Genomic DNA, 24,902 nt, shown 5'->3' with positions numbered 1-24,902 from the left:
CGGCGAATGCGGCTAGTCAAGGACCTCCGGTTGTGTGTGGCATATTGGTTCCATTTTGTGATGAATGCCACACCTTTTCGAGCTAGAGGCAGTATATCTGAATTAAAACGGAAGTTTAAATTGCAACCGGCCTAAACCGGCGTTTTTTTGGACTAAAGTGTAAGACGGTGAGGCTCGGCGGGATCCTTGCGAACCCCGCCGGTGTCGGATCACAGAATCGGGGCCAGATCCTGAGTGGTGGTTTGGTCCGCTTCAACGCTGACCGGGGTGTAATGCTGGTAGATGATGAAATCTTCGGCATCGGTTTCGTGGCTGTCGGCCAGATCGTTGTTGGCCACACAGGTATAGCCGATGCTGTAATCACCCTCTCCGACAAAACCAAACTCGTAGCGATGGCTCTGGCTGGTCTCGTCGAAACTGATGTCGGCGGTTGCCACCGGCTCCACCAGCACACTGCCATCGGGGTAACTGGCATCACCGATGATGTCACCCATGGTGGTTCGATCGCGACTGCCCTGATACAGGTAAGCCGCATGCTGGAACTCGGATACGCCCAGCAATGATGCGGTATCGGCCTCACAGGCCAGTCTCTGCGTCTCGGTCAGGGTACCGGCGATGTTGCCCACCCCCGCCAGGTTGATCAGTTGCACTGCGGTGGGCTTAATAAACATGCCCGGTTGCCCCACCGGATCCACCAGAGCCTGGCGCAGATCAAACTCGGCGACAAAGTTATTGTTGCCGGTATTGATGGTAAACGGACGATTAAAGAAGATTCGTCCGGCCTCATCGGTGTTGCCCTTAACCCCCTGACAACTGCCTTTGCTGTTTACTTTCAATGACACGATGCCCTGGCTGTCGCTGTCCACGTAAGACAGATCGGTACTGCCATCACCGTCAAGGGCGTACAGACACATGGTGTAGTTACCCACCGCCAGGGTTTCATTGGTCACAATAGGCGCACGGTCGCTGCCGGTGTACTGCTTAAGATCGATTCGATCCGGCCCCCCCTCACTCAGATCGATCAGGGTCGGTTCACCACCCTCTTCCGGCACCAGCACCACTTCATTGAAGTAGAGCACCACCTCACTGGCGTCATCCACCGGTGCATCCGACACCGCCAGCGAAAACTGGCCAGTCTGAGGGGTGGAGGAACCACTGCTGCCACCGCAACCCGAAAGTAGCACTGCGGCACCGAGAGAGAGTAGAAAAGGCGATTGGGTCATAGAGACATCCTCTGCTATTAGGCTAAGCTACCCCATTGAGTTTAGGCTCATTTACGAAAGACCGGGGATGAACCAAATTCATCGGAGTCTACCCTCATCGCAGGCAAAGGCAACCGCTTTAGCCAGGCACAACAGGAGCAGTTATGATCAAAGCGGTCATCTTCGACATGGACGGAGTGCTGGTGGACTCCGAACCCTTCTGGCAACAGGCTGAAATGGCAGTCTTTCCCAAATATGGCGTGCCCATTACCCTGGCGGACACCCTGAAAACCCAGGGGCTGAGAATCGATCACGTGGTTCAGTATTGGTACAGCCGTCACCCCTGGGACAACGCCAGCGTCAAGCAGGTAGAGGCCGAGATTCTGGACGCCATGGTGGCGGTGATTCGTGCCCAGGGCCAGCCCATGGCTGGGGTAATCCCCGCCCTGACCCAACTGCGGCAAGCCGGGCTGCCACTGGCAGTCGCCACCTCGTCGCCGGCAATTCTGATGGATGCCACCCTGGATAAACTGGGCATTCGCGATTATTTTCAGGCCACCTGCTCCGCCGAGCAACTGCCTTTGGGCAAACCTCACCCTCAGGTGTACCTGGATGCCGCCGCGGCCATCGGCGTGGCTGCCACTGACTGCCTGGCCATCGAAGACTCCTTCAACGGCTTGCTGTCCGCCAAGGCCGCACGCATGCAGGTGCTGGCGATTCCGGATCGGGATCACCGCAACGATCCTCGCTACGTCATCGCCGATCAGCGGTTAGGCAGCCTGAATGAGTTCGACCTCAGTCACTGGCAATAACAAGGCGCCCTAGGGACGCCTAAATCGGGTTTCAACGGCGCCGATCAAAACTGCTTACCCAGGAACAGGTACAGGCTGGAATCACCGCTGTCGGCCCAGCCCCATGCCAGCGCTGCCGGCCCCAAAGCCGTCTCGGCCCCGACAAACAGACTGCTGGCATAGATCAGGTCATCGACGCCAGCATCGTCCCGCTCCAGCCAGACATTGCCCGCCTCTGCCGACACTCCGAGGTACAGTGGCCACTTAATTCCCAGGGTGCCCTCACTGAGATCATAGGTATACACCCCGGCGGCAAAGGCTTTATGACTGCCGACCAAGGAGTCTCGATAGAAGCCGGACAGGTTCAGGAATCCCCCCAGCGAGGTAAAGTGGACGAAGCTGATGCCGTCGCTGTCGATGGTCTCAAACTCGGTCCGCATAAACATGCTGTGCTGATCCCAGCGAGTAGCACCAGTCCACTCCAGGTGGTACACCAGCGAGCTCTCCTCGTTGGTGGGCTGGCCATCAAAGGTGAGATCCGAACGCTCATTCAGGTGGGACACCTCCACCAACCACTTACTGCCCTGGGTCGGAAACATCGGCTGATCCAGAGAGTCATAGCCCAAACGCGCCTTGGCGCCGTGGAAGGTGTAATCGCCAATGTCGGAAAAGTCGAGGCTGTGGTTAGTGCGAACGTCCCCGCCCTCAAACTGATAGGCCAACTCGAACTGGGCATTGATGCCGATGTTGATGCCAGCTCCCACCAGCAGATTATTGCGACTGCGCTCGATGTTGGTAAACGGAAACTCCGGAACCGGTGTCACCCTCTCCCACACCTCCTGCTCATATTCGAACTGACTGCGAAGATACCACTGCTGACTGGTCTCCAACGGCAGGTACAACTCGCTGCGCAAGCGACGATTGGTGCCCACGCTCAGCTCATTGCGCCACTGGGCACCGAAGCGAGTGAGGTTATTCATGGTGAATGCCAGATCCAGACTGCTGCTGGTGGGGTCTTCGAAGTTGTCTTCTAGCCTCAGCCCCAGCTCGAACTGATGAGGGCCCCAGCTTTTGCCATCGGTGTCCACCACCAGCACCCGGCCGTCGGCGCGCTCTTCGATGTGCGCGTCCACCCGCTCAAACTCATTGAGGGCGTACACTCGGGCGATGGCATTCTCAATGTCATCCTGCTCCAGTGTCTGGCCTGGCTCCACCTTCAAGGCGTTGAGGATCTGGGTTTCACTGACCCAGGAGTCATTATCCAGCTCAATGGCCACCAACTCGCCAGAGCCCTTACGCTGCCAAAAACGCTGCACCGCTTTCTTCTGTGCCGCATAGGCCAGATAATCGGCATCGGACACCGCCAGCGCCCGAATCGCCTCGATCTGGTCATTGGCGGCCTTCTCACCCCGGGGAATCATCTCCGGCATCAGATCAAAGTCACTGGTTCCCACTTCACCGATCTCCGGCACCAGCAACAGATCGCCCTCCTCCAGCAGCGCCACCTGCTGATCCCGGGTCAGGTTGGTCAGGTAGCCGGTCAGTTGATCGACAATGTCGAACACCGAGTTAAGCTCATCCTTGCCCTTCAATGGCGTGCCGATGTCCACCGCAATCACCACGTCGGCGCCCATCTCCTTGACCACGTTCACCGGCAGGTTGTTGGCCATGCCGCCGTCCACCAACATGCGGCCATCGAGCTCGATGGGCGCCAGGGCACCGGGAACGGTCATGCTGGCCTGCATCGCCAGCACCAGATTGCCACTGTCCAGCACCGCTTCGCTGCGATCCGCCAGATCCGTTGCCACGGTTCGAAGCGGTATCGGCAGGTCATCAAAGCTGTTGAGTTCGGGAATGCTGCCCACCGAGCGACGAATCAGCGACCGCATGGTCTGCCCCTGTAACGCCCCTTTGGGGAAACGCACTTCCCCATCGCGATAACCCATCTTCAACGGCAGCGGAAAATCATCCTGCTGCTGCTTGTGACGGTAGGACAGATCCTGGCGTGGAATGTCGTCGTCGAAACCGGTGTTGAAATCCAGGGTGGTCAACACCGTCTCAATCTCATCGGCACTGTAGCCCAGGGCATACAAGCCGGCGACGTAGGCGCCCATGGAGGTACCGGCGATGTAATCCACCGGCACATTGTTCTGCTCCAGAACCCGCAGTACCCCCACGTGAGCCGCCCCTTTGGCACCACCACCAGACAGGACCACCCCCACGGTTGGCCGCTCCACCGCCCAGGTCATCATTGGTAACAACAGCAAACATACACACAATCTGATCAAGGTATCTCTCCGAGAAAGTTAGTCAGTTACCAGCGAAGCCGACGCCCGCGCCGCCAACCATTGGCAGCAAGCGGAAGCCGCCATGGGCCGGGCAAAATAGAAGCCCTGAACCAGATGACAGCCCTGGCGCTTCAGAAACGCCAACTGCTCATCGGTCTCAACCCCTTCGGCCACCACGTCCAGCTCCAGGTTGCGTCCCAGATCCAGAATACTGCAGGTGATGGCTCGGTTGGCTTTGTTTTCCAGCATAGACTGAATGAAAGAGCGGTCAATTTTCAAGCTGTTAACCGCAAATTGACTCAAATAGGACAACGACGAATAGCCGGTACCAAAATCATCCACGGCCACCGAGATCCCCAACTCCCGCAGCGCCACCAGATGAGCCTGGGCCAGGTTGATCTGCTGCATCAGCACCCCTTCGGTGATCTCCAGGCACAACTGCGACGCGGGCATTCCCGTGCGCTCCAGCATCGACTGAATAAACTCGACGTAGTCGTACTGGCGGAAGTGGCTGGCAGAGACGTTGATGGACAGCTTTAGGCGGCGATTGTCCGGCCAGGACATAAACTCTCTGCAGGCATTTTCCAGCATCCAGCGATCCAAACGGATGATAAGACCGCTGGATTCCGCCAGCTCGATAAACACATCCGGCGACACCGGGGTACCGTCACTGCGGTTCCAGCGCATCAGCGCCTCCACCCCGCAAACGCTGCGATCGCTCAGCTCCACCATCGGCTGGTAATGGATGGTAAGCCGATCCTGCTCCAGCGCCTGGCGCAACTCGTTTTCCATCTCCAACTGGTAGGTGGCCTTGGCGTCACGCTCCCGAGTATAGAAGCAGACTCGGCCCCGGCCCTCCTCTTTGGCGTGGTACATGGCCAGATCGGCGTTCTTCAGCAACTCCTCCGGCTGGCCGCCATCTTCCGGATACAGGGCGATGCCGATGCTGGCGGACTGATACATCACCTGTTGTTGCACCTGTATCGGCTCGGACAACGCACTGAGCACCCGTTCGGCCAGGGCTTCCACTTCCAGGCGGTAGTTGAAGCCCCGCATCAGAATCACAAACTCATCGCCGCCAAAGCGGCACACGGTGCCACTGTTGCCCACCACCGCCGCCAGCAACCGGCTCACCTCCACCAACAGGGCATCGCCGGTGCCATGACCAAAGGTGTCGTTGATGTGCTTAAAGCGGTCCAGGTCCAGGAACAACAGCGCCAACGGCTGATCCGGTTCCTGAGCCATCAGGGTGCCCATCATCTGATTAAACTGGCTGCGATTCGGCAAGCCGGTGACCAGGTCGAAGTTAGCCAGCTTCTGCAACTCCAGCTCCTGGTTTTTACGCTCGGTGATGTCGGAAAACAGCACCACCTGATAGTCACCGTCGTTGTCCAGAGACATGTAGGACAGGTTCAACCACACCGACACATCGGTGCCATTTTGCCGGCGCAAACGAACCTCGCCACTCCAGCGACGGCTTTGACTCAGCTCCTCCAACACGGTGTCGTCACACAGAATATGCTGGCTGAGGCTCAGACCGTCGAGGCCGGCATGATCATAGCCCAGAATCGACAACGCCGAGGCGTTGTGGGCCGTCACCACGTAATCGGCATCCAGAATCAGCATCCCTTCGGTGGTGTTCTCTACCGCATGGGCGTACAGGGTGTGCAGGTGAGCCATCTTGCGCACCTTAGTCTTATCGCTGTAGACCCCGGCCACCAGCAGCGCCTGTCCAGTTTCCGGATCCCGCTCAATCACGGTTCCGGTGACCCACAACCAGCGCCACTCTCCGATGGGGTTAACCGCCCGGAATTCGATGTTGATCCTTTCCTGATCCCCTTTGAGCAGGGCAAACCAGGCCTCCACCACCAAAGCACGATCCAGCTGATGCAGGCTCATCCCCACCCTGGGGATCCGCATCGGCCGGTCGGAGTGAGACAGGGCCGACTGGCGGTTTTCCACGTAAAAACTGTCGCTCTTGACGTCCCACTCCCAGATGTCTGAGCCGCCCCCTTGCAGCGCCAATTGCAGCCGATGCTGACTGTGCTGCAGCGCCTGGTTGATTCGGCGCTGACTCCTTAGCTGGTTGCGCCAGTTCACCGCCGTCAGGAACAGCAGCAGCATGGTGACGGTCACAAACAGCAACTGCATCCCCTGGCGTAGCCACCAGTACTGTTTGACCACGAAGGGCAGCCGCAGCGGTTGGGCTTGCCAGACGCCGTCAAACTCGGCGTAGATCAACAGTTCATGTGACCCGGCTGGCAGACGCGACAGGCTGATGGTGCTCTCCCCCTGGAGTTCGGTCAGGCTGCTGAGGTGGCCGTCAAAGGCCAGTTGATACCTCAGATTCACCGGCTTGGCCGACAACAGGTTGGTGGTGCCCAGGGCGATGCTCACCAACTCAAAATTGGGACGTATCTCCACCGGCTGTGACTCCGGCATCAAGTAGGTCTCCACACCGTCATCGTACTGAACCTTGATGGACTCCAGTTGAATGGCAAAGGACTCATCCCGAACCAGAATCCGTCGCGGATCCACCCGCCAGGCCCCGGAGGTGGTGGCCACCATCACGGTCCCGTCCTCCATCACATGGACGCCGCCTTCGTTGAGTTCGGTGTCCATCAGCCCCCGTTCGCCACCGACGCTGGTGATGGTGCCGTTGTCACTGTCGTAACGGGCCAGAATCTGAGGGCAACCAATAAGGGCGCCAGTGGCAATGGGAGCAATGAAATAGGGCGAGGTGCAGTTCAGCCGCCACGCCTTGTTGAGGTAGGTGCCGGTTTGCGTCGCCTCGTCAATCTCGTACACCCCTTCCCCAAAGCTGCCCATCAGGAAGCGACCGGGGCCGATCTGCGCCATGGGACCAAAATGGTATTGATCTGCACCGTCCGGAAGCCAGTGAATCCGCGACTGGTACTCACCGCTTTCGGGGTCATACACCCCGAGACGCCGTTTGCCCCCCAGCCACACCTGATCGCCCAGATCCAGCACATTGCGCACCCCCATAACCGGCTGGTCCGCCGCCGTTACCAAGGTGACGCTGTCATCCAGACTGCGGTACCGATACAACCCCATGTCGGTGGCGATCCACACCCTGCCCGGGCCCTCGGTCAGGCTCAGAATCACCCGGTTACTGAGATCCTCACGGCCGTCGCTGCCCACGGCAAAGCGGCGGGCGACGCCAGTGGCCTTATCCAACTTGAATAGGCCCTTGGAGGTGCCCACCATCAGTGCCGAGTCCGACATCGCTACCACGGAGAACACACTGTCGAGGCTGTCCAGCCCCTCCAATACCATGGGCTGACTGTCCCTGCTCTCCAGGTTGACTCGATCCAGTCCCTCTTCGGTGCTGACGTACAACGCCTGCGGCGTCCCCCAGAAGCCCCACACCATGTCATTGGTCAGCGGCGGATTGCTGTCCATGCTGAGCCGGTCGACCAGAAACGACTCCGGCTGAGACAGGCCCACAAGACCATCGTTGAGAGTGGCAATCCACAGCTGATCATGATCGTCGATCACCAGCTTATGCATGCTGCTGTTGCCATCAAATACCTTGGAACCACGACCGATGGAGGTGACCGCCAGGGTATCCGGTTCCACCCGGTGCAGGCCGACGGTGCTCAGCACCCACAGGTTGCCCTGGCTGTCTTGAGCCATGTCACGCACCGAGCGCCCTACCGCTTCCAGCAGTTCAAACTGGCCCTGACGATACAGATACAGGCCGCGGGTCGAGGCCGCCCACAGCCGCTGCTGGCGGTCCACAAACAGGGTGGTGAGATTGCCCTGGCCGCGATCCCAGCGACGCCGCTCCATCAAGCGGCCATCCATGGAAAACGTCAGAATCTGCTCTCTGGTGGCAGTGACCAGGGTATTGTTGTGACGCACCAACGCCTGAAACGGGTGCGCCTGCGGACCGATGTCCGCCAGTTGAGTCAGGGTGGATTGATCCAGGTCCAGCCGGTGCAGCTGACCATTGAGATTGATGAACCACAGCACATTATCCTGGGCGGAGGTCACCGCAAAGGTTCCGGCGCGGTCATAGTGCGGAAAACGGTCCCGTCCCAGAAGCTGAGCACGGTTGTGAAGCACATCGAACAGGAACAGATCGTGCTCACCGGCCACAAACAGGGTGTGGTCGCCGATGCGCCGCACCCGGGTCAGGGTGTTGTCGGTGATCAGGCGCTGCTCCTGCTGGCGATCGAGACGGCGAACCCGGTGACTGGCAATGCGGTACAGGCCATCGTGGGACGCCACCCACACCATGCCGTCGGCTCCAATGGCGAGGTCATTGACGGAGTTCACCGTCAGGCCGGAGTTATGATCAAACACCCGACTGTAATAAGCAAACGCCGGGTTCCCCTGCCCAAGTAGCAGCAGGACCCACAGCAAAAATCGACCTAATCGCACATGGCACCAGTTGTTATTGTTGTTCTACTGCCGTTACTTTAAATTCACTTCGGCAAAACGTCCATCCAACTGTGCATAAAAAAAGCGGCCGAAGCCGCTTATTTTGCATTTGAAGAGGGTTACTTCTTCTTTGCCTTGGGGTTGGGCAGATCAGTAATGCTGCCTTCGTACACTTCCGCAGCCAAACCCACTGATTCATGCAGGGTTGGGTGGGCATGAATGGTCAATGCCAGATCTTCGGCATCGCACCCCATCTCAATGGCCAGGCCAATCTCTCCCAGCAGTTCACCGCCGTTGCTGCCGACAATGGCACCACCGATCACCCGGTGGGTTTCCTTGTCGAAAATCAGCTTGGTCATGCCGTCGGAGGCGTCCTGAGCAATGGCACGGCCACTGGCAGCCCATGGGAAGGTAGCGGTCTCATAGCTGATACCCTGAGTCTTGGCTTCCTTCTCGGTCAGACCCACCCAGGCCACTTCCGGATCGGTATAGGCGATGGACGGAATCACTTTGGGATCAAAGTAGTGCTTCTTACCGGAGATCACTTCGGCGGCCACGTGGCCTTCATGCACGCCTTTGTGCGCCAGCATTGGCTGACCGACGATGTCGCCAATGGCGTGAATGTGATTAACGTTAGTGCGCATCTGCTTATCGACATTGATGAAGCCGCGCTCATCAATCTTGACCCCGGCCTTGTCGGCGTCAATCAGTTTGCCGTTCGGGGTGCGGCCAATGGCCACCAGCACTGCGTCGTAACGCTGGGCTTCGGCAGGGGCCTTCTTGCCTTCCATGCTGACGTAGATGCCATCATCTTTGGCTTCCACCTGGGTGACCTTGGTCTCCAGCATGAAGTTAAACTTGTTCTTCATCCGCTTGGTGAATACCCGGACCACGTCTTTGTCGGCCGCAGGGATCACCTGGTCCAGCATCTCAACCACTTCCACCTGGCTGCCCAGGGCGTGGTAGACGGTACCCATCTCAAGACCGATGATGCCGCCGCCCATGATCAGCAGGCGCTCTGGCACTTCCTTGAGTTCCAGGGCATCGGTGGAATCCCAGATGCGCGGATCTTCATGAGGAATGAACGGCAACTCGATGGGGCGAGAGCCGGCGGCGATGATGGCGTGATCAAAATTCACCACGGTGGTGCCATCGGCGCCTTCCACGGCAATGCTGTTCGGGCCGGTAAACTTACCGAAGCCGTTCACCACCTTCACCTTGCGCATCTTGGCCATGCCGGATAAACCGCCGGTCAGCTGACCAATCACTTTCTCTTTGTGGGCGCGCACCTGGTCAAGATCGATCTTCGGCTCGCCGAAGGTCACGCCGTGAGCGGCCATGGCTTTGGCTTCATCGATAACTTTGGCCACGTGCAGCAGGGCTTTTGATGGGATGCAGCCGACGTTCAAACACACCCCACCCAGGGTGCTGAAACGCTCGATGATGACGGTCTCAAGACCTAAATCAGCGGCACGAAACGCGGCGGAGTAACCGGCAGGTCCGGCACCGAGAACCACTACCTGGGTTTTAATCTCGTTGCTCATAATATCCTCTATTTTTTATTCATTCCGTTGGGGCAGCCACCACCTGACGGCGGGGATGCGGGCATTGTACTGCCCCGGTTCCATAAACAAAAGGCCAACCAGATTGGTCGGCCTTTATATGCCGATTTACAGAATCAATCGACGGATGTCAGCCAGTGTCTGACTCAGGGTGCTGATGAATCGGGCGCCATCGGCTCCGTCAATCACCCTGTGATCATAAGACAGGGCCAGCGGCAGCATCAGTCGCGGCTGGAAGGCCTGCCCATCCCACTTCGGCTTCATCTCGGAGCGGGACACCCCGAGGATGGCCACATCCGGGGCATTGACGATGGGGGTAAATTGCGTCCCGCCGATGCCGCCCAGGCTGGAGATGGTGAAGCAGCTGCCCTGCATGTCGGCCGCCGTCAACTTACCTTTACGAGCTTTGGCGGACAACTCCCCCAAGTCCCGGGACAGTTCGTTGATGCCCTTGGTGTTAACGTCGCGAACCACGGGCACAACCAGACCGTTTGGCGTATCCACCGCCACACCGATGTGGATGTACTTCTTCATCACCAGGTGCTCGCCATCGGCAGACAGGGAGCTGTTGAACTTGGGATGCAACTCCAACGCTCGGGCCACCGCCTTGAGGATAAACACCAACGGCGTCAGCTTAACGCCGTCTTCCAGCTTGGCCGCCAGTTGATTCTGCTGCTTGCGGAACGCTTCCTGATCGGTGATGTCCGCTTCATCAAACTGAGTCACATGAGGAATGGTGACCCAGTTGCGATGCAGATTCGGGCCGGAGATCTTCTGAATCCGGGTCAGAGGCACCAACTCCACTTCACCAAACTTGGCAAAGTCGACTTTCGGCGGCTCAATTACCTGCAGGCCGTTACCGGCACCAGTGCTGGTCGCGGCGCTGGCCTTAGGACGGGACAGTTCGTACTTAACGTACGCCTGCACGTCCTCTTTGACGATGCGATTCTTACGCCCGGTCCCTTTCACCTGGGTCAGGTCGACACCAAATTCATTGGCCAGACGGCGAACCGCCGGCGAGGCGTACACGGCTCCGGTACTCTTCGGCGCCGCCGCAGAGGGGTGATGAGGTACCGGCGGTGCGCTGGGTTTAGGCGCAGGCGCCGCCGGGGCAGCAGCCGCAGCCTCGGCAGGGGCTGGCGCAACGGGCGCCTCAGCGACCGCTTCCTCGGCAACGGTTTCCAGCACCGCCACCAGGCCACCTTCGCCAATCTTATCGCCCACGGCCACTTTCAGCTCTTTGACCACACCGCCAAAGGGGGCGGGCACTTCCATGGTGGCCTTGTCGGTTTCCAGGGTGATCAGGCCCTGTTCCGCTTCGACGGTATCGCCGACCGCAACCAGCACCTCGATGATGTCCACTTCACCGGACTCACCAATATCAGGTACCTGAACTTGCTGCAGGCTCGGTGTGCCGGCGGCAGGGGTTGCCACTTCGGCCTCGACGGCGGCGGCCTTCGGGGCTTCCGCCGCAGGGGCTGCCTCGGCGGGTGCCTCGGACGGGGCTTCGACAGGCGCCTCTGCCCCCGCAACCTCGACCAGGGCAATCAGGTCACCTTCGGACACCTTGTCACCCACGGCCACTTTCAGCTCAACCACGGTACCGGCGTCTTCACTGGGCACATCCATGGTGGCCTTATCGGTCTCCACGGTGATCAGTGAGCCTTCGGCTTCCACGGCATCGCCGGCGGCCACGCACAGTTCGATGATCTCTACCGCATCGCCACCGACGTCGGGCAGGCGGATCTCTTTAATTTGTGACATCTTACTTAATCCCTATCAGGCCCACAGCGGGTTCTGTTTGTCGGTATCGATACCGTATTGCTCAATGGTATCGGTCAGGACCTTCACCGGCAGTTCACCGCGGTCTACCAGAGACTTCAGTGAGGCCAGCACGATCCAGCGGGAATCCACTTCGAAGTGGTGACGCAGATTAGAGCGGCTGTCGGAGCGGCCGAAACCGTCGGTGCCAAGCACGCTGTAATCCGACGGTACCCAGGCACGAACCTGATCGGCGTAAGACTTCATGTAGTCCGTCGCGGCAATCACCGGCGCCTCCGCAGACAGCACGGTGCTGATGTAGGCTTGCTGAGGTTCGGCCGTTGGATTCAGCAGATTCACCCGGTCAGCGGCCTGACCGTCACGGGTCAGTTCATTGAAGCTGGTGACGCTGAACACATCCACATCGATGCCATAGTCTTTGGCCAGGGCATCGGCGGCTTTGCGCACCTGTTGCAGAATGGAACCACAGCCCAGCAACTGCACCTTACCTTTACCAGAGCCCTTGAGGGTGTCCAGCTTGTAGATGCCTTTGATGATGCCCTCTTCCACCCCTTCCGGCATGGCAGGCTGCTCGTAGTTCTCGTTGAGGGTGGTCAGGTAGTAGAAGATGTCTTCCTGAGCCTCGCCGTACATCCGCTCCAGACCGTTATGAACGATCACCGCCACTTCGTAGCCGTAGGTCGGATCATAGGTAATGCAGCTAGGAATGGTGTTGGCCTGAATGTGGCTGTGACCGTCCTGATGCTGCAGGCCTTCGCCATTCAATGTAGTTCGACCGGAGGTACCGCCGACCAGGAAGCCACGAGCACGCTGGTCACCGGCCGCCCAGGCCATGTCACCGATGCGCTGGAAGCCAAACATCGAGTAGTAGATGTAGAACGGAATGGTCGGCGCATCGTTGGTGGAGTAACTGGTCGCCGCAGCCAGCCAGGAACTCATGGCACCCAGTTCGTTGATGCCTTCCTGCAGCACCTGACCTTTCTTGTCTTCGCGGTAGTACGCCACCTGGTCTTTATCCTGAGGGGTGTACTTCTGCCCTTCGTGGGCGTAGATGCCCACCTGACGGAACAGGCCTTCCATACCAAAGGTACGGGCCTCGTCCGGAATGATCGGCACCACACGCTTGCCGATCTGCTTGTCCTTCAACAACGCCGTCAGCACCCGTACAAAGGCCATGGTAGTGGAGATTTCACGACCATTGGATCCCTTGAGCACGGCATCGAAGGCCTTCAGCGGCGGCGTCACCAGTTCTTCGGAGAACTTGGAGCTGCGGGCCGGCATGTACCCTTTCAAGGCTTCCCGGCGCTCGCGCAAGTACTGCACCTCTGGGGAGTCTTCACCCGGGTGATAGTAGGGAATCTCTTCCAGCTGCTCATCGCTCAGCGGAATGTTGAAGCGATCACGGAAGTGCTTCAGCGCCTCCACGTCCATCTTCTTCACCCCGTGGGCGATGTTTTTGCCCTCACCGGCGTCACCCATGCCATAACCCTTAACGGTCTTAGCCAGGATCACCGTTGGACGGCCTTTGGTTTCATTGGCTTTCTTCAGAGCCGCGTACACCTTGACCGGATCGTGGCCACCGCGATTCAGGCGCCAGATGTCGCTGTCGGACATGTTGGCCACCATCTCGGCGGTCTCCGGGTACTTGCCGAAGAAGTGCTCGCGGGTGTAGGCGCCCCCCTTGGCTTTGCAGTTCTGATATTCGCCGTCGACGGTCTCTTCCATCAACTGCAGCAGCTTGCCGGAGGTGTCCTGAGCCAACAGTGGATCCCAGTAGCGACCCCAGATCACCTTGATCACTTCCCAGCCGGCACCGCGGAATTCACCTTCCAGCTCCTGAATGATCTTGCCGTTACCACGAACCGGGCCGTCGAGACGCTGCAGGTTACAGTTAACGATGAAGATCAGGTTGTCCAGCTCTTCGCGGGACGCCAGGCCGATGGCCCCCAGGGCTTCCGGCTCATCCACTTCGCCGTCGCCGAGGAAGCAGTACACCTTCTGTTCGGAGCAATCTTTAATGCCACGGTCGGTGAGGTATTTCAGGTAGCGTGCCTGGTAGATGGCCGCGATGGGACCCAGCCCCATGGACACGGTCGGGAATTGCCAGTAATCCGGCATCAAGCGCGGATGGGGGTAAGAGGAGATGCCTTTGCCGTCCACTTCCTGGCGGAAGTTATCCAGCTGATCTTCACTCAGGCGGCCTTCCAGGAAGGAGCGAGAGTAGATCCCCGGCGCAATGTGGCCCTGGAAATACACCAGGTCGCCGCCGTCCTTGTCGTTCGGGGCGCGGAAAAAGTGGTTGAAACACACGTCATACAGGGTGGCACTGGAGGCAAAACTGGAGATGTGTCCACCCAGCTCCAGATCTTTCTTGGAAGCCCGTAACACCATCGCCAGGGCATTCCAGCGAATGATGGCTCGAATACGGTGTTCCAGTTCCTGATTTCCGGGCATGTTAGGCTCATGGCCTACCGGGATGGTGTTGACGTAAGCGGTGGTGGCTTTGTACGGCAGGTGACCGCCGCTGCGGCGGGCTTTGTCGATCATCTGCTCCAGCAGATAATGGGCACGTTCCGGGCCCTCTTGCTCCAAAACCGCGGCCAGGGCGCCCAGCCATTCCTGAGTTTCTTGCGGATCCACGTCGTGTGGCATCATTTCCGGCATCACAATGTTCCTCTTTCCATCGTTGCTTGTGATGGGGCAGTCCAGAGGATCTGAACTGCCTTTACTCGCATTCTGCTAGTAGTCGTTTCGCAAGCGTCGCAAACTCCGCTGCTGACGACTGTCCTCCTGACGCACTTCGATAGTGACTTCTTCGATGTAGGCCAGGTGTTCGTTGGACGCTCTGCGTGCCACTTCGGGCTCGCGATTCAAGATCGCTTTTAACAGGGCTTCCCGATGCAGGTTGGCGTAGTGTGCTGAGCCCTCACGGCGATAAAGAAGCTCAAGGTTTTCAGCAACATTACGCTCAAGCAATGGCGAAAGACTCAATACAACGTGCAACATCGCCACGTTGTGAGAAGCCTCGGCCACCGCCCGGTAGAAGTCCACGATGGCCGTCGCTTCAAGCTCCAGCTGTCCTTGAACTTCGTTAAGACGATCAATTCGCTGTTTCAGTATTGCGCGGTCCGAATCCGTTCCCCGCAATGCTGCATAATAGGCCATCATACCTTCGGTTGCGTGACGGAACTCCAGTAAGTCGTACTGTGTCTCTGGATTGTCTGCCAGCAATTCAATCAGGGGATCGGCCAGGCTTTTCCACAGCTGATCCTGCACATAGGTGCCGCCTCCCTGGCGCCGGTTGAGTAGGCCTTTAACCTCCAGCTTCTGAATCGCCTCACGCAGTGATGGTCGAGACACTTCAAACTGTTGCGCCAGCTCGCGCTCCGGTGGCAGTTTTTGCCCCGGTTTCAGGCTGCCCTCTAAAATCATCTTTTCCAGTTGGTTTACGATGACGTCAGACAGCTTAGGCTGGCTAATTTTTTGGTAGGCCATGGTCGGATAACTTCCCAGTCTGTTAATGGTTTGTCAATTGGTATGACCATTAATAGTGCGAACGGAAATGTACCAGATCACACTCTTTCATGGCAACCACTTTGATTGATATCACACATTGCAATTAAAAGATCGACCCGATCGACAAAACCGAACAGGGACTTATCACAATGGTATGACCACTTTACAAAGCAACGATATCAAAAGAATCAATGAATAAGATTCTGGCAAGCAACGAGGATTGCTGCCACGTTAGATCATCCGACCTTTGAGAGACAGATCAATCGACCAGCTCGCAAAACCGACAATTAACGTTAGTTTTATTGCTATCGACCCTGAACAGTCTCTAAAGGCGGCGCATTTTTAGCCAGCCCGGGCCCTGGGGCAGCGCTTTTTGTGCGCTGGCTCACCCGCCCCGAGCGAACAACAGTGAAACCCGCCCGCCGCCGAGTATTCACAACCCGCCCCACAGGCGTCATTGGTGAGAAAAACGACCACCCAGACTCAAGGCGACCCGGCCAGGGGGGAGATAAAATGACCGGAAACCGAAGAGCCGCCGATCGGTAACCGGCGGAGTTGCCTTAATGGATAAAGCCGAAGATGGTCAGCAGCGACACCACGATCAGCAGCAGGGTGACGTTGCGTTTGGCCAGCTTCAACAGTGACAGGGTCGACTGAACGCATACCGGTGCCGCGGTTTCCAGCGGAATCTCCTCGGCCACCAACGCCACTTCGGTGATCAGCTCTCGGGCTGACACCGTCGGCCGAAACGCCAGTGACATCCACACCGACAAGGCACGACTGAAATGGCCGGTCAGGGCAAAACCAAACGCCACGATGCGGGCCGGCAACCAATCCATCAGCGCCAACAACGGCTTCACCAGCGGTCGGTGAAGTTGCGCCCGCTCAAAATGATCGTGGTAGGCGCGTACCGTGCAATACAAAGTGGCGACCGCCGGGCCCAGCAACACGAAGTAGAGCGCTACGGCAGCGTAGTAGCGGTAGTTCAGCCAGGCAGCGACCTGCCCCATGCGCTGACCCAACTCCTTTTCCGACACCGCTTCCATGGGCACCACATCCACGCGGTCGGCAGTATGGAAGCAAGCCTGAACATCGCCCCGACACGCCGCCTGCAGGTACTCCTTGAAGCGTTCCCTCAGTTCACTGTGGCCAAACAGCACCACTCCGACCAGCAACCACAACCCCAGATGCCAGAGGCCATAGGCACTGCCCTGGACTTCATAAGCCAGCAGCGCCACCAGCGCCGCCGGCAGCACCAGCACCAGGGCCATCCGCCACCATGAGCGCAACTGCACGTCGTTAAACACCGCTCGCTGGTAGGCGCCGAACACCACATTGAATTGCAGCATCGGGGCAATCAGCTTTAAGCGTTCAAGGATCAGGACCACTAACAGGGAAAACAGTGCCATCTACATCGCCTTGTTCAGTTCATTGAGAAAACGGGGCCAGTCAAATGCGGGGCCGGGGTCGGTCTTGCGGCCGGGCGCAATGTCGCTGTGACCGACAATCCGCTCACGTGAGATTCGAGGGTAAGCATCTAATAAAGCGGCCGTTACTTCAACCAGGCTGGCGTATTGAGCCGGGCAGTAGGGACAAGAATCTGTGCCTTCCATCTCAATGCCAATGGAGAAATCGTTGCAGCGACTGCGTCCCGCCAGTTCACTGACGCCGGCATGCCAGGCGCGACGATCGAACGGCACATACTGCACCACACTGCCATCCCGACGAATGAACAGGTGCGCCGACACCCTGAGGCCGCGAACGTCCGCCAGCACCGGACTGTCCAGCTGAATGCAGCCGAGAAACAGCTGATCGACGTAGCCACTGCCAAATTGGCCCGGGCACAGGCTGATGTTATGGATGACGATGGCGTCGACATCGCACTCCGGCGGGCGGGCATCCTGAAACGGCGAGAAGCGGTGCTCGGCCTGCATCACCCAGCGGCCGCCGGGCTCCAGTTCAGTGTAATTGCGGTTGGCCTTTTGCATACAGAAACTTAATAATGATCCCATTGCCACTGTAACAGGTTGAAGATGGACAAGACACGCCCCACCAGCCCCTTTGGAAAGCCGATGCTGATTCTGGCCTGGCTGTCGCTGTTGTTGCTGCTGTATCTCTATTTCGATGACAAACTGGAGCAGCAGTTCAACCCCAATCAGCAGCCGGACGCCGTCGGCAGTGAACTGGTGCTGCAGCAAAATCAGCGCGGCCACTATGTGGTCAGCGGCCAGCTCAATCAGAGGCCGGTGACCCTGATGCTGGATACCGGCGCCACTACCACCTCCATTCCGGCGCACCTGGCCGAATCGCTGGGACTGCAGGCTGGCGCTCCGTTTCCGGTCAGCACCGCCAACGGAACCGTCACCGTCTACAGAACCCGAATAGAAACTCTCAAAATCGGTGCGCTGACCTTGTATAATCTGGACGCCAGCCTAAACCCTGGCCAACACGACGACACCATTCTGCTGGGCATGAATGCCCTAAGGCATCTGGAATTGGTACAACGTGGTCAAACGCTCACAATCAGGAAGTAACACACTATGCTGGAAAATGACATCCGTCTTGCTGTCGCCACCGCCCTGGCGGAAGATCTCGGCGGCCTCAGTGCCGAACAGGGCGACATCACCGCGCAACTGATCCCGGCGGATCGCTACAGCGAGGCCACCATCCTCTGCCGCGAGGAAGCGGTGTTCTGCGGTAAAGCCTGGGTGGAGCAAGTCTTCAATCAACTGGGCGGCGACGTGGCGCTGCACTGGCATGTGGACGACGGCGATCTGGTGGTTGCCAACCAGGTGCTGTGTGAACTGGCCGGTCCGGCCCGCACCCTGCTGACCGGCGAACGGGTGGCACTGAACTTCGTCCAGACCTTGTCCGGCGTCGCCACCCTGGTGAATCAATACGTACTCAAACTGGATGGCACCGACACCAAGCTGCTGGATACCCGCAAGACCCTGCCGGGTCTGCGCACCGCCCAGAAGTACGCCGTAACCTGCGGCGGCGGCAAAAACCATCGCATCGGCCTGTTTGATGCCTTCCTGATCAAAGAGAACCACATCCATGCCTGCGGCGGCATTGCCGCTGCCATTGACGCCGCCCGGGCGCTGCACGCCGATAAGCCGGTTGAGGTAGAGGTGGAAAACCTCGATGAACTTGGCCAGGCCATCGACGGCGGCGCCGACATCATCATGCTGGACAACTTCGACCTGACCATGCAGATGCAGGCGGTCAAGCTCAATGGCGGTCGTGCCAAGCTGGAAGTCAGCGGTAACGTTACCCTGGACACCATCGCCAGTTTTGCCCACACCGGCATCGACTACATCTCGGTCGGCGCCCTGACCAAGCACGTGCGGGCGGTGGACCTGTCGATGCGGTTCAAATAAAACAGCAAAAAACGGCATCTGAGGATGCCGTTTTTCTTTTCAAAAATCTCCCGCCTTTTCAGTCACAACCACCAAAATCATCGGCAAAAACCGGCGTGGGTGTCGGCTTTTGCCTTGTGTCACCCCCATCCTGTACTAGCTTTGATAGTGGAAGCCGCTCTGGGAAGGAGTTCCGGAGCGACGACAAGGAAAGCCGTTTCTGGAAAGGAGTATCCTGATGAAAATCCGTCAACACGCCGGTGGTTTTACCCTGATCGAACTGATGATTGTGGTGGCCATCGTCGGCATCCTCGCCGCCATCGCCCTGCCCGCTTACCAGACCTACACCAAACGCGCCAAATTCAGTGAGGTGATCTCAGCCACCGGCTCCATCAAGACCCAAATCGAGGTGTGCGTGCAAACCAATGGCACCACAGGCAACGCCGCCGCGGTGCACACCGCCTGCAGCGGTAAGGTCAGCATCGACGGCGACGGCAACGTCACCGGCGCCGCCGGCGGTGCCAACGTCGCCTCGGTCACTTACACTGCGGCAGGCATCACCGCCACCGCCGTCGCCGGGGTCGACAGCGCCACCTACATCCTGACCCCGACGGCCAGTGGTGGCACGCTGTCCTGGGCTCAGTCCGGCACCTGCGTCGCCGCCGGTCTGTGTTGATTCAGTTGGGGAGGCGGCGCCTCCCCCTCTGCCGTTATGGACGAGTCTCTGTACCGCCGGGCGGTCAACTTCGGCACGCCGCTGTTTGACATCCAGGCCCTCAATCCCGACAACCTGCCCGGTGAGCAGATCAGCGTGCGGCTGGTGGAGCAGTATCGCTGCCTGCCCATCGGCAAACGCGGCGATCACCTGTTTGTGGCCACCAGCGATCCGGCCAATCTGACGGCGCTGGAAGATTTTGAATTCAATACCGGCCATCATGTTATCCCCATTCTGGTGGCCGAAGAGGCGCTGGACGCCTTTATCGACGGTTACCTGGAAAACGACTTCGATGCCCTGGAGCTCAGTGAACTGGATGAGCAGAACCTGGGCAGCATCGAAGTGGAGGACGGCAGCGACACCGCCGTCGACGAACCGGGCCCCTCCAAAGATGACGCCCCCATTGTCATCTACATCAACAAGCTGCTTACCGATGCCATTAAACGCGGCGCCTCGGATCTGCATTTTGAGCCCTATGAGAAAGAGTACCGCATCCGCTTTCGCATCGACGGCGTACTGCACCCCATCTCCAGCCCACCGGTAAACCTGGCCAGCCGCATCTCCGCCCGATTGAAAGTGATGTCCAAACTGGACATCGCCGAGCGGCGTCTGCCCCAGGACGGCCGCATCAAGCTGCGACTGGGGCGAAAAAAATCCATCGATTTCCGAGTCTCAACCCTGCCAACCCTGTTCGGGGAAAAGATCGTGATGCGAATTCTGGACGGCTCGGCGGCGCTGCTGAACATCGACGCCCTCGGCTACGAGCCGGATCAAAAAGCGCGCTTTTGCGACACCCTGGCTCGGCCTCAGGGGATGATTCTGGTTACCGGGCCCACCGGCTCCGGCAAAACCGTGTCCCTCTACACCGGACTCAACATTCTCAACACCGCCCAGCGCAACATCTCCACCGCCGAGGATCCGGTGGAGATCAACCTCAACGGCATCAACCAGGTGCAGATCAACAACAAGGCCGGCCTCAGTTTTGCCGCCGCACTGCGGGCCTTTCTCCGTCAGGATCCGGACGTGGTGATGGTGGGAGAGATACGGGATCTGGAGACCGCCGAAATTGCCATTAAAGCCGCCCAGACCGGTCACCTGGTGTTGTCGACCCTGCATACCAATTCGGCCGCCGAAACCCTGACCAGGTTGCAAAATATGGGGGTGGCTCCGTATAACATCGCCGCTTCGGTGTCACTGATCATCGCCCAGCGTCTGTGTCGGCGTCTCTGTCCTCACTGCAAACAGCCAGAACCCCTGCCGGAACCGGTGCTGGCCCGCGAAGGGTTCAGCCGTGACCAAATCAACAGCGGCCTGACCCTGTATCAGGCCAAAGGCTGCGCTCACTGCACCGGCGGTTACAAAGGCCGGCTGGGCGTGTACGAATTGATGCCCATGAACCCGGCCCTGGCGGAACTGATCATGGCCGACGGCACCTCGTTGGCCCTGCAAGCCCTGGCCCGTCAGCAGGGAATGGTGCCACTGAGGGAGTCAGGGCTGGCCAAGGCCGCCCAGGGGCTCACCAGTCTGGCGGAGATCAACCGCATCACCAGCTTCTAGGAGTCGCCATGTCCGGCAGCAAAACGGCAGCGTCGGCGCAGTTGAAAGTGATCGAGTACCTGTGGCGAGGGGCCAACCGGGCCGGCCAGCGAACCAAGGGGGAAATTCGTGCCCACAGCCAGGAGGAGGCTCGGGCACAGCTGCGACGCCAGGGCATTCATGCCATCCGCCTGAAGCGCAAGCCGCAACCGCTGTTCAACCGCAACACCAAGGTCACCGCCATGGACGTGGCGGTGATCACCCGCCAGATTGCCACCATGCTGCTGGCGGGGGTGCCACTGGTGACCACCCTGAAGATGATCAGTCAGGGTCATGAAAAAGCCAGCATGCGGCAGCTGCTGGGAGAGGTGCTGTTGCAAGTGGAAGCGGGGCTGCCACTGTCTCAGGCATTGCGGCCCCACCGGCTGCATTTCGACGAGCTGTACTGCGACCTGATTCAAGCCGGTGAGCACTCCGGCGCCCTGGATAGGGTGTTTGACCGGATTGCCACCTACCGGGAGAAAGCCGAGGCACTGAAATCGAAAATCAAGAAGGCGATGTTCTACCCCACCGCCGTCATCCTGGTGGCGGTGATCGTCACCGTGATTCTGCTGCTGTTTGTGGTGCCACAGTTTGAAGAGATTTTTGCCAGCTTTAACGCCCAGCTGCCGGCTTTTACCCAGATGGTGATCGGTCTGTCCCGGTTTCTGCAACACGCCTGGCCCTACTTCGTTGCCACCCTGGTAGCGCTGGTATGGGGGTTTGTGCTCTGCCACCGCCGCTCCGCTGCCTTTCGCGATCGCATCGATGCGCTGCTGTTGTCACTGCCCCTGGTCGGCCCGATCCTGAATAAGGGCGCCATCGCCCGCTTTGCCCGTACCCTGGCCACCACCTTTGCCGCCGGGGTGCCGCTGATCGAAGGGCTGGAGTCCGCCGGCGGCGCCAGCGGCAATGCGGTCTATCGCCGCGCCATTGCCACCATTCGCCAGGAGGTGATTGCCGGCATGCAGATGAACATGGCAATGCGGGGCCAGCGGCGTTTTCCCGATATGCTGGTGCAGATGGTGATGATTGGTGAGGAATCCGGCGCCCTGGATGAGATGCTGAATAAGATCGCCACCATCTACGAAATGCAGGTGGACGATGCCGTCGATGGCCTTTCTAGCCTGATCGAGCCCCTGCTGATGGTGGTCATCGGCACCTTAGTCGGCGGTTTAGTTGTGGCAATGTATCTTCCGATCTTCCAATTAGGTAGCGTGGTCGGCTAGGATCTCCCTAGTTAACTCATTCAGCTGAATAGATAAATGGATTACTGGATTCCCCTACTGCAACAGCAGCCCTGGCTTTTTGTGACTGGCACCGCCCTGCTGGGTTTGATCATCGGCAGCTTTTTAAACGTGGTGATCCATCGCCTGCCGCTGATCATGGACCGCGACTGGCGCCTGGAATGCCAGGAGTATTGTCAGCAGCCGGTAACCATGCCGGATCTGCCCAGCCCGTTCAATCTGGCGGTGCCTCGCTCCCGCTGTGGCCATTGCCAGACTCCGATTCCGGCCCGGCATAACATTCCACTGTTGAGCTTCCTGCTGCTCAAAGGCCGCTGTCATCACTGCCAGAGCCCCATCGGCTGGCGCTACCCTATGGTCGAGTTGCTGACCGGCATCCTGTCTGCGACCCTGGCCTGGCATTTCGGCCCCAGCCTAACCTTCCTGGCGCTGTGGCTGCTGACCCTGGGGCTGATCGCCCTGGCCTTCATCGATGCCGACACCATGCTGCTGCCGGATCAAATTACCCTGCCGCTGCTATGGGCCGGACTGCTGTTTAACCTCTATGGCGGGCTGGTGCCGTTGGAAACCGCGGTGATCGGTGCCGCGTTCGGCTATCTGAGCCTGTGGAGTGTGTTCCAGGGCTTTAAACTGCTCACCGGCAAAGAGGGGATGGGCTACGGCGACTTCAAGCTGTTGGCGCTGTTTGGCGCCTGGCTGGGATGGCAGCCGCTGCTGCTGATCATTTTGCTCTCTTCCGTCCTCGGCGCCGTCTTCGGCCTTGGGCAGATGGCGCTGGGCAAACTCAATCGTGACCATCCCATGCCCTTCGGCCCCTGGATCATCGCCGCCGGTTGGGTGGCAATCCTGTGGGGCAATGACATCATCCATTGGTACCTAAGCCGGATGCTCGGCCTATGAGCGCCCTGCTGATCGGCCTCACCGGCGGCATCGGTTCCGGCAAAACCACGGTAGCCAACCTGTTTGCCGACCGCGGCATCGAACTCATCGATGCCGATCTCATCGCCCGCGAAGTGGTGGCCCCGGGCAGTGACGGCCTCGCCGCCATCGTCGACCATTTCGGCGCCGACGTCTTGAATGGTGAGGGTCAGTTGGATCGGGCCGCGCTGCGACAGCGGGTATTTAATGACGAGCAGGAGCTGGCCTGGCTCAACGCCTTGATCCATCCACTGGTGCGCGCCACCATGGTGGCACGTGGACGGCAAGCACGCTCCGCCTACGCCTTGCTGGTGATCCCGCTGCTGATCGAAAACGGCCTGCAATCTCTGGTAGAGCGGGTGGTGGTGGTGGATCTGCCGGAAGCGGAACAGATTCGTCGCACCATGGCCCGGGACGACAACAGCCGCAGCCTGGTGGAAAACATCATGGCCAATCAGGCCAGCCGCCAGCAACGACTGGACGGCGCCGATGACCGCATTGACAACAGCGGCGATCTGACCGACCTTACTCAACAGGTGGACGCCCTGCACCAACAGTATCTAACCCTAGCCAGGAACCATGACTCAGACAACGGTATTTGAACACCCGCTCAATGAGCGCACCCGACTGTACCTGCGGGTAGAGCAGCTCCATCAAGCTTTGTCTGATGCCCGCAGTGGCAATCAGGCCAGCAGCCACCGTGGCTTCTTTCGCACCCTGTTTGAGCTGTGTGAAGTACTGGAGCGGGCCGATCTGAAGGGTGATCTCGGCAAACAGCTGGATAACAGCCTGACCCTGGTTAAACAGTGGCAGAGCCAGGCCGGGGTGGATCAGCAACAGCTGCGCGCCCTAGTCAGTACCCTGGAAGGTCAAAGCCAGGCGTTGCAGCAGATGGAGCGGCCCGGTCAGAGCATCAAGCAGGATAAATTTCTCAGCCAGATTCGACAGCGAATCAGCCTGGCCGGTGGCGCTTGTGGCTTCGATCTGCCGCGGCTTCAATACTGGCTGCATCTGTCAAAAGAGACTCGACTGGCGCAGATGCAGCAATGGATCGCGACCCTGGCGCCGGTGCTGAATGCCGTTGAGCTGCAGCTGCAGCTGATTCGGGAATGCAGCCCATGGCAAAACAAGGTGGCGGTGCAGGGGCAATTTCTCCATAATGCGCCCCAGCCCCTGGCACTGCTGAGGTTGCGCCTGGACAATCACTACGGCTGCTACCCTATCATCAGTGGTCATAGGAACCGTTTCAGCATCAATATGATGCACTATGAGCAGGGCAACGCCGATGTGCGTAACATCCCCTTTATGATGTCACTGTCGATGGAGAGCCCATGACCTTAGAAGTACAATGCCCGACCTGCAGCGCCAAGGTCACCTGGGACAACGAACACCCGTTCAAGCCGTTCTGCAGCGAGCGCTGTAAGCTCATCGATCTCGGCGACTGGGCCGATGAGAAACACGCCATTGCGGCGGATCCGGAACTGCCGGATGATCTGGGCTACGACCAGGGCGATTTCTTTAAGCAGCCGGACTGAGGAAG

At 58.9% G+C, this 24,902-nt stretch carries 18 protein-coding genes and 1 pseudogene; 10 read left to right on the top strand and 9 right to left on the bottom strand.

All coding sequences use genetic code 11. From position 1 onward, the window contains the following. Positions 1 to 209: 209 nt before the first annotated feature. Entirely contained in the window at positions 210 to 1,223 is a 1,014-nt protein-coding gene (locus tag H598_RS0102155; RefSeq protein ID WP_028111542.1) for a DUF4382 domain-containing protein, read from the bottom strand. A 143-nt stretch (positions 1,224 to 1,366) separates the two neighbouring features. On the opposite strand from H598_RS0102155, the gene hxpB reads away from it, so the two are divergent. Further along, positions 1,367 to 2,014, top strand: coding sequence for a hexitol phosphatase HxpB (gene hxpB / locus H598_RS0102150; RefSeq protein ID WP_028111541.1), 648 nt, complete (start codon positions 1,367 to 1,369; stop codon positions 2,012 to 2,014). A gap of 44 nt (positions 2,015 to 2,058) precedes the next feature. On the opposite strand, the gene H598_RS0102145 is transcribed toward hxpB, so the two are convergent. The 8 genes from H598_RS0102145 to ampD all read right to left on the bottom strand — a co-directional run bounded on the left by H598_RS0102145 (position 2,059) and on the right by ampD (position 17,536). Next, on the bottom strand, positions 2,059 to 4,260 hold the full coding sequence (locus tag H598_RS0102145) for a patatin-like phospholipase family protein (RefSeq protein WP_156896899.1): 2,202 nt from the start codon (positions 4,258 to 4,260) through the stop codon (positions 2,059 to 2,061). 39 nt (positions 4,261 to 4,299) lie between these two features. Continuing rightward, the gene (locus H598_RS0102140) at positions 4,300 to 8,670 is read right to left on the bottom strand and encodes an EAL domain-containing protein (RefSeq protein ID WP_028111539.1); all 4,371 of its coding nucleotides are present in this window, start codon (positions 8,668 to 8,670) and stop codon (positions 4,300 to 4,302) included. A gap of 137 nt (positions 8,671 to 8,807) precedes the next feature. Then, positions 8,808 to 10,232, bottom strand: coding sequence for a dihydrolipoyl dehydrogenase (gene lpdA / locus H598_RS0102135; protein ID WP_028111538.1), 1,425 nt, complete (start codon positions 10,230 to 10,232; stop codon positions 8,808 to 8,810). A gap of 126 nt (positions 10,233 to 10,358) precedes the next feature. Next, positions 10,359 to 12,014 (bottom strand): dihydrolipoyllysine-residue acetyltransferase, encoded by a 1,656-nt coding sequence (gene aceF / locus H598_RS0102130; RefSeq protein ID WP_028111537.1) that lies wholly within the window; start codon positions 12,012 to 12,014, stop codon positions 10,359 to 10,361. A 15-nt stretch (positions 12,015 to 12,029) separates the two neighbouring features. Next, entirely contained in the window at positions 12,030 to 14,696 is a 2,667-nt protein-coding gene (gene aceE / locus H598_RS0102125) for a pyruvate dehydrogenase (acetyl-transferring), homodimeric type (RefSeq protein ID WP_028111536.1), read from the bottom strand. A gap of 75 nt (positions 14,697 to 14,771) precedes the next feature. Further along, positions 14,772 to 15,527 (bottom strand): pyruvate dehydrogenase complex transcriptional repressor PdhR, encoded by a 756-nt coding sequence (gene pdhR, locus H598_RS0102120; protein ID WP_028111535.1) that lies wholly within the window; start codon positions 15,525 to 15,527, stop codon positions 14,772 to 14,774. A 581-nt stretch (positions 15,528 to 16,108) separates the two neighbouring features. Further along, the gene (ampE, locus tag H598_RS0102115) at positions 16,109 to 16,957 is read right to left on the bottom strand and encodes a beta-lactamase regulator AmpE (RefSeq protein WP_028111534.1); all 849 of its coding nucleotides are present in this window, start codon (positions 16,955 to 16,957) and stop codon (positions 16,109 to 16,111) included. Beyond that, positions 16,958 to 17,536, bottom strand: coding sequence for a 1,6-anhydro-N-acetylmuramyl-L-alanine amidase AmpD (gene ampD / locus H598_RS0102110; RefSeq protein ID WP_028111533.1), 579 nt, complete (start codon positions 17,534 to 17,536; stop codon positions 16,958 to 16,960). 45 nt (positions 17,537 to 17,581) lie between these two features. Here ampD and H598_RS0102105 point away from each other — a divergent pair, with 45 nt between their 5' ends. From H598_RS0102105 to yacG, 9 genes and pseudogenes are all read left to right on the top strand, one after another. After that, a complete protein-coding gene (locus H598_RS0102105) occupies positions 17,582 to 18,082 on the top strand; it encodes a retropepsin-like aspartic protease family protein (RefSeq protein WP_028111532.1) in 501 nt (166 codons plus the stop codon). Between the two features lie 6 nt (positions 18,083 to 18,088). Continuing rightward, the gene (nadC, locus tag H598_RS0102100) at positions 18,089 to 18,928 is read left to right on the top strand and encodes a carboxylating nicotinate-nucleotide diphosphorylase (protein ID WP_028111531.1); all 840 of its coding nucleotides are present in this window, start codon (positions 18,089 to 18,091) and stop codon (positions 18,926 to 18,928) included. 217 nt (positions 18,929 to 19,145) lie between these two features. Further along, the gene (locus tag H598_RS0102095; RefSeq protein WP_035414953.1) at positions 19,146 to 19,583 is read left to right on the top strand and encodes a pilin; all 438 of its coding nucleotides are present in this window, start codon (positions 19,146 to 19,148) and stop codon (positions 19,581 to 19,583) included. A gap of 69 nt (positions 19,584 to 19,652) precedes the next feature. Further along, positions 19,653 to 21,179: pseudogene (gene pilB / locus H598_RS0102090) on the top strand (type IV-A pilus assembly ATPase PilB); the annotation flags it as partial. An 8-nt stretch (positions 21,180 to 21,187) separates the two neighbouring features. Beyond that, positions 21,188 to 22,426, top strand: a complete 1,239-nt coding sequence (locus H598_RS0102085; protein WP_028111528.1) for a type II secretion system F family protein — start codon at positions 21,188 to 21,190, stop codon at positions 22,424 to 22,426. Between the two features lie 36 nt (positions 22,427 to 22,462). After that, the gene (locus tag H598_RS0102080; protein WP_028111527.1) at positions 22,463 to 23,344 is read left to right on the top strand and encodes a prepilin peptidase; all 882 of its coding nucleotides are present in this window, start codon (positions 22,463 to 22,465) and stop codon (positions 23,342 to 23,344) included. After that, positions 23,341 to 23,964 (top strand): dephospho-CoA kinase, encoded by a 624-nt coding sequence (gene coaE / locus H598_RS0102075; protein ID WP_028111526.1) that lies wholly within the window; start codon positions 23,341 to 23,343, stop codon positions 23,962 to 23,964. The genes H598_RS0102080 and coaE overlap by 4 nt, the downstream gene beginning before the upstream one ends. Further along, entirely contained in the window at positions 23,942 to 24,697 is a 756-nt protein-coding gene (locus H598_RS0102070; protein WP_028111525.1) for a cell division protein ZapD, read from the top strand. Before coaE ends, H598_RS0102070 begins: the two co-directional genes overlap by 23 nt. Beyond that, positions 24,694 to 24,897, top strand: a complete 204-nt coding sequence (yacG, locus tag H598_RS0102065; protein ID WP_028111524.1) for a DNA gyrase inhibitor YacG — start codon at positions 24,694 to 24,696, stop codon at positions 24,895 to 24,897. The genes H598_RS0102070 and yacG overlap by 4 nt, the downstream gene beginning before the upstream one ends. Positions 24,898 to 24,902: the final 5 nt, after the last annotated feature.

This window comes from Ferrimonas kyonanensis DSM 18153, assembly GCF_000425405.1.
GTDB classification, from domain to species: domain Bacteria; phylum Pseudomonadota; class Gammaproteobacteria; order Enterobacterales; family Shewanellaceae; genus Ferrimonas; species Ferrimonas kyonanensis.
The sequence above is the reverse complement of the archived record's forward strand: the minus strand, read 5'-3'. Positions and strand labels throughout refer to the sequence as shown.